The organism is Reyranella sp., assembly GCF_050185545.1.
GTDB lineage: Bacteria > Pseudomonadota > Alphaproteobacteria > Reyranellales > Reyranellaceae > Reyranella.
On sequence record NZ_JBFWZI010000223.1, the window covers coordinates 1,303 to 6,995 of the forward strand.

General features: G+C 67.1%; 5 protein-coding genes. All 5 read right to left on the reverse strand.

Going from position 1 to position 5,693, the window contains the following annotated elements:
- On the reverse strand, positions 1–995 hold a 995-nt coding region (locus tag AB7O82_RS33555; RefSeq protein ID WP_428621328.1), incomplete at its 3' end, for an ABC transporter ATP-binding protein.
- Positions 976–1,959: an ABC transporter ATP-binding protein gene (locus tag AB7O82_RS33560; RefSeq protein WP_428621330.1), complete on the reverse strand. Its 984-nt coding sequence runs from the start codon at positions 1,957–1,959 to the stop codon at positions 976–978. The genes AB7O82_RS33555 and AB7O82_RS33560, both read right to left, overlap by 20 nt.
- Before the next feature lie 46 nt (positions 1,960–2,005).
- Positions 2,006–3,697, reverse strand: a complete 1,692-nt coding sequence (locus tag AB7O82_RS33565; RefSeq protein ID WP_428621332.1) for an ABC transporter substrate-binding protein — start codon at positions 3,695–3,697, stop codon at positions 2,006–2,008.
- Positions 3,698–3,743: 46 nt separating this feature from the next.
- Complete coding sequence (locus AB7O82_RS33570) at positions 3,744–4,694, reverse strand: ABC transporter permease (protein ID WP_428621334.1); 951 nt, start codon at positions 4,692–4,694, stop codon at positions 3,744–3,746.
- Positions 4,694–5,693: ABC transporter permease (locus tag AB7O82_RS33575; RefSeq protein ID WP_428554542.1), on the reverse strand; the 1,000-nt coding region annotated here is incomplete at its 5' end. The genes AB7O82_RS33570 and AB7O82_RS33575, both read right to left, overlap by 1 nt.

Genomic DNA, 5,693 nt, shown 5'->3' on the forward strand with positions numbered 1-5,693 from the left:
GTGCGCAGCGGCGGGTCGACCGACTTGCAGGTTTCCATCGCCTGCGGGCAGCGCGTGTGGAAGCGGCAGCCGGGCGGCGGGCGCATCGCCGACGGGACCTCGCCGGTGATGATCTGCTGCGGCCGGCCGGCCTCGATCTCCGGGTCGGGGATCGGGATCGCGGCCAGCAGGGCCTGGGTGTAGGGATGCAGCGGCTTGGCGTAGAGCTCGCCGCGCGTGGCGATCTCGACGATGCGGCCGAGATACATCACGGCGATGCGATGGCTGATGTGGCGCACCACGGCGAGGTCGTGGGCGATGAAGATGTAGGTCAGCCCGAGCCGCTCCTGCAGCTCCTGGAACAGGTTGACGACCTGCGCCTGGATCGACACGTCGAGCGCCGACACCGGCTCGTCGCAGATGATCAGTGACGGCTCGAGCGCCAGCGCACGGGCGATGCCGATCCGCTGGCGCTGGCCGCCGGAGAACTCGTGCGGATAGCGGTCGGCCATGTCGGGCAGCAGGCCGACCATGTCCAGAAGGTCGGCGACCCGCTTGCGCCACGCCGTGCGGTCGCCCGCCAGGCCATGCACCTCGAGCGGCTCGCCGACGATCTCCGACACCTTCATGCGCGGATTGAGCGAGCCGAACGGGTCCTGGTAGACCATCTGCATGCGCCGCCGGATCGGCCGCATGCGGTTGCGGTCGTGGCCGGTGATGTCCTCGCCCTCGAACACGACCTGGCCCGCGGTGATGTCGATCATCTTGAGCACGGCGAGCCCCGTGGTGCTCTTGCCGCAGCCCGATTCGCCCACCAGGCCGAGCGTCTCGCCACGCTTCACCGTGAACGACACGCCATCGACCGCCTTGACGCTGCCGACCTGCTTGCGCAGCACGGCGCCCGCCATCACCGGAAAATGGACTTTCAGGTCGCGGACCTCGAGCACCGTGTCAGGCGCCACGGCATCGGAGCGCACGGTATCGGGAAGCACGGTGTCAGGCGCTGAGCTGGTCATGGAAATGGCAGGCTGAAAGGTGGTCGGTGGCGCTCTTCACCAGCGGCGGCCGCTCGGTCTGGCAGCGCTCGACGGCTCGCCGGCAACGGGCTGCAAAGGCGCAGCCCGGCGGCAGCAGGGCGAGGTTGGGCGGCTGGCCCTCGATCGGCACCAGCCGCGTGCCGGCCGCCTGGTCGAGCCGCGGCACCGAGGCCATCAGGCCGATCGTGTAGGGATGGCGCGGCCGGGCGTAGATCTCGCGCGCCGGCCCGGTCTCGACGATGCGCCCGCCATACATCACGCACACCCGGTCGGCGTAGCGCGCCACCACGCCGAGATCGTGGGTGATCAAGATCAGCGCCGAGTTCGCCGCCCGCGTCACCTCCTTGAGCAGGGCCAGAATCTGCGCCTGCACGGTGACGTCGAGCGCCGTCGTCGGCTCGTCGGCGATGATCAGCTGCGGCTGGCAGGCCAGCGCCATGGCGATCATGGCGCGCTGGCGCATGCCGCCGGAGAACTGGTGCGGATAGGAACGCACGCGACTCCTGGCGTCGGGCAGGCGCACGCGGGCCAGCAGCTCGGCCGCCATGTCCATCGCCTTGGCCCACGGCGTCTTGCGGTGCAGGTTGATCGGCTCGGCGATCTGCAGGCCGACGGTGAGCGACGGGTTGAGCGAGCTCATCGGCTCCTGGAAGATCATGGCGATGCGATCGCCGCGGATGGCGCGGATCGCCGCATCGTCGAGCTTCAGCAGGTCCTGGCCGTCGAACACCACCTCGCCTGCGGTGATGCGGCCCGGCGGATCGGGGATCAGGCGCAGGAGCGACATCGCCGTGACGCTCTTGCCCGAGCCGGATTCGCCGACGATCGCCAGGGTCTCGCCGGCGGCGAGGTCGAAGGACACGTCGTCGACCGCCTTGACCGTGCCGCGCTCGGTGCGGAACTCGGTCGACAGGTTCCTGACGCTGAGCAGGGGGCGGGCCATCAGGCCCGCCCCGCGAGGCATTTGGTCCTGACGCGACGCGCCATGCTCAGTGGCCCATCTTCTTCTTCATCTCCTGGTCGAGCCACATGCGGGCGTAGATCGGGCCGGGCCGGACCGAGCCGGCGCGCAGCTCGCCGGCGTAGTTCTTCACCCACGGCCACCACGCCGTGTAGACGTAGGGCGTCGGCAGCCAGATGTAGGGCGCGAGGTCGAGAATCTCGACGGTCATCTCGCGCAGCATCTTGATGCGCGTGGCCTCGTCCGGCGTGCGGTAGACCTCGTCCATGCGGGCGTCGAACTTGGGATCCGACCAACCCGACGGATTCCACTGCTGTCCGGTGGTGAAGCTCTTGCGGATCGTCGTGGTCGGATTGGTATGGCCGTTGTTCATCATGTAGCCGACGGTCATCGTCCGCGAGGTCATGGCGCTCAGGAAGGCGCCGTACTCCATCGGCTGGATCTCCATCTTCACGCCGACCTGCTCGAGATAGGCGGCGATCAGCGGCAGCAGGTCCATGTGGTCCGGGTTGCACGAGCAGACCTGGACCTTGAAGGTGAACCCCTTGGCGTGACCGGCTTCCGCCAGGAGCTTCTTGGCCTTGGCCGGGTCGTACTTGAACAGCTCCTGCACCGAGGCCGGCATTTCCTTCAGCGGTTGGAAGTAGCCGATGTAGTCGGGATGCATGGGATAGGCGAACAGCTCGGCGTTGCCGTTGTAGTAAGCCTTGACGATCTCCTCCTTGTTGACGGCCATGTTCATGGCGCGGCGCACGCGGACGTCCTTGAACGGGCTGTCGACGTCGACGCGGAACGACAGGAAGGTGCCGCTCATGTTGAGCCAGCGGTTCCACTTGAGCTGCGGCGCGCTCTTCTTCAGCGAGTCGACGTTCTGCCAGCGGATCGTCTCGAGGATGTCGAGCTTACCGGTGCGCAGCGCGGTGATGTAGGTCGCCTCGTCCTTGATCGTGCGATAGACGATCTTGTCGATGAAGGGCAGCTTGTATTCCTGGCCGCCGATCTTGTCCTTGTCCCAGTAGTCGGGATTCTTGGTGTAGGTGTTGGAATTGCCGGCGACGAAGTCGGTCAGCATGTACGGCCCGGTGCCGTTGACGTTCTTCCAGTTGCCGGCGCCCGCCTCGACGACCTCCTTCGGGTAGATGCCGGAGAAGTAGCCGTAGCCGAAGCGGTAGTCCCATTCGGCGAAGTAGTCCTTGAACTCGAACACCACCGTGTGCTTGTCCGGCGCGTGGGCCTTGGTTATGTGGTCGAAGTAGCCCTTGATCTTGCGCGGGCTGTTGTCGAGCCGCGAATAGGCGAACAGAACGTCGTCGGCGACGAACTCGCGGCTCTTCATGACGCCGGGCTTCTCCGGCCACATGATGCCCTTGCGCAGCTTGATCTCGACCCTGAGCGGGTTCTGCTTCCACTCCCAGCTCTCGGCCAGCTCGCCCTTCATGGCGTCCGACGGCAGCCAGGCGTCGGCGATGAAGGGATGCTTGCCGCCCGCCTTGACGCTCTTGGTGAGGTCGGCGACGAACAGCTGCTCGTAAACCAGGCCGGTGTCGTGGTTGTGCTTCCAGTTGAAATCCTGGGCGTCCCACGACAGCGCCGACAGCGTGACATAGACGGTGCCGATCTCGACGCTGCCGCCGTATTTCGGCTTCTCATCGTTGGCCAGGACGGCCGGCGCCGCCAGCGTCATGGCGCCGGCGAGCAATGCTCCCTTGAATGACTTCATCGCTTCCTCCTCTTCTCTTCTTCCGGACCGCGGGCGTCCCGCCCGCTCATGATCCAAGAGCGGGCGGGACGCCCGCGGTCCGCAAGAACATGACCCCACACCGCGAGCCCCGCCTGCGCGGATCGAGCAGGTCGCGCAGGGCGTCGCCGAACACGTTGATGGCGTAGACCACGATGGTGATGCAGAGGCCGGGCGCCAGCGCGAGCCATGGCGCCAGGTACATGAACGAGCGGCCCGAGCCCGACAGCATGCCGCCCCAGGTCGGCGCCGGCGGCGGCACGCCGAGCCCTAGGAAGGCGAGGCCCGATTCGGCCAGGATCACCGCGCCGACGCGCGTGGTGAACAGGACGATCACCGGCGCCATCACGTTGGGCAGGATGTGGCGCCACAGGATGCGCGGCAGCGAGGCGCCGGTCGATTGCGCGGCGTGGACATAGGCGTTCTCGCGCACCGACAGCACGGCGCCGCGGATGATGCGGCTGCCGCCGACACCGTAGAGCAGGCCGAGGATCACGATCACCGGCCCCATGCCCGGTCCGACCACCGACACCACGACGATCAGGATGATCAGGTCGGGGAAGCTCATCCAGGCATCGACGAAGCGCTGCATGATCATGTCGAGCTTGCCGCCGAGATAGCCCGACACGATGCCGATGAAGACCGAGACCACGGTGGCGAGCCCGGCCGCCGACAGGCCGATGATCACCGAGATCTGCGCGCCGTAGAGGCAGCGCGAGAGCATGTCGCGGCCGAGATTGTCGGTGCCCAGCCAGAACTGCGCGCTCGGCGGCTTCAGCCGGTTGAGCGGGCTGATCTGGTTGTAGCCGTAGGGCGCCAGCACGTCGGCGAACACGCCGGCGAACAGGAAGAGGACGCAGATCACGAAGCCGAAGGCGCCGAGCGGCTTGTCGCGGAACAGCCGGCCGATGAAGTGCAGCGTGCCTGACGGCGGCCGCGCCGGCCGCGGCGCCGATGCGGTGTCGGTGATCGCGACCATCAGCGGTACCTCACTTTGGGATCGAGGAGGCCGTAGCTGAGGTCGACCAGCAGGTTGATGAACACCACGGCGACGCCGACGATCAGGAACACGCCGGTAATGATCGGATAGTCGCGCTGGCTCACCGCCTCGAGCAGCAGCAGGCCCATGCCGGGAATGACGAAGATCTGCTCCAGGATGACGGCACCGCCGAACAGCACCGGCGCCTGCAGCCCGACCAGGGTGACCACCGGGATCAGGGCGTTGCGCAGCGCGTGGCGCAGGATGGTGGTGCGGGTCGCCAGCCCCTTGGCCATCGCCGTGCGGATGTAGTCCTGGCGCATCACCTCCAGCATCATGGTGCGGGTGAGGCGCATGACGACGGCCGAGAAGGCCTTGCCCAGGATCAGCGCCGGAATGGCCATCTGGCCGATCTGGCGCAGCGGGTCCTCGCTGAACGGCGTCAGCTTGACGTCGGGCGACCAGCCCCACCAGATCGAGGGGAACACCATGACGAGAGTGCCGACCCAGAAGCCGGGCAGCGCCAACGCCAGGATGGCGAAGGAGCGCGTGACGTAGTCGCCGATCGTGTCCTGGGAGACCGCCGAGTAGACCCCGATCGGGATGCCGACGATCAGCGCCACGATCAGCGCCATTGCGCCGAGCTCGAAGGTGAGCGGCAGGCGGTGCAGGATCTCCTCCATCACCGGCGTGTTCTGCCACAGCGACTTGCCGAGGCTGCCCTCGAGCAGGATCGCGCCGATCCAGCGGAAGTACTGGGTGAACATCGGCTGGTCGAGGCCGAGCGCCGCCTCGAGCTGGACCCGGCTCTTCTTGTCGGCGCCGATGTCGTTGGTCGACAGCATCAGGTCGATGACGTCGCCCGGGATCAGGCGCACCGTGATGAACACGATCAGGCTGGCGAAGATCAGGGTCGGCACCAGCGCCAGCACCCGTCGGATGACATAGGCCTGCATCAGCCGCTCCTTCCGCCCGACGCGTTCATCATCTTCCGGACCG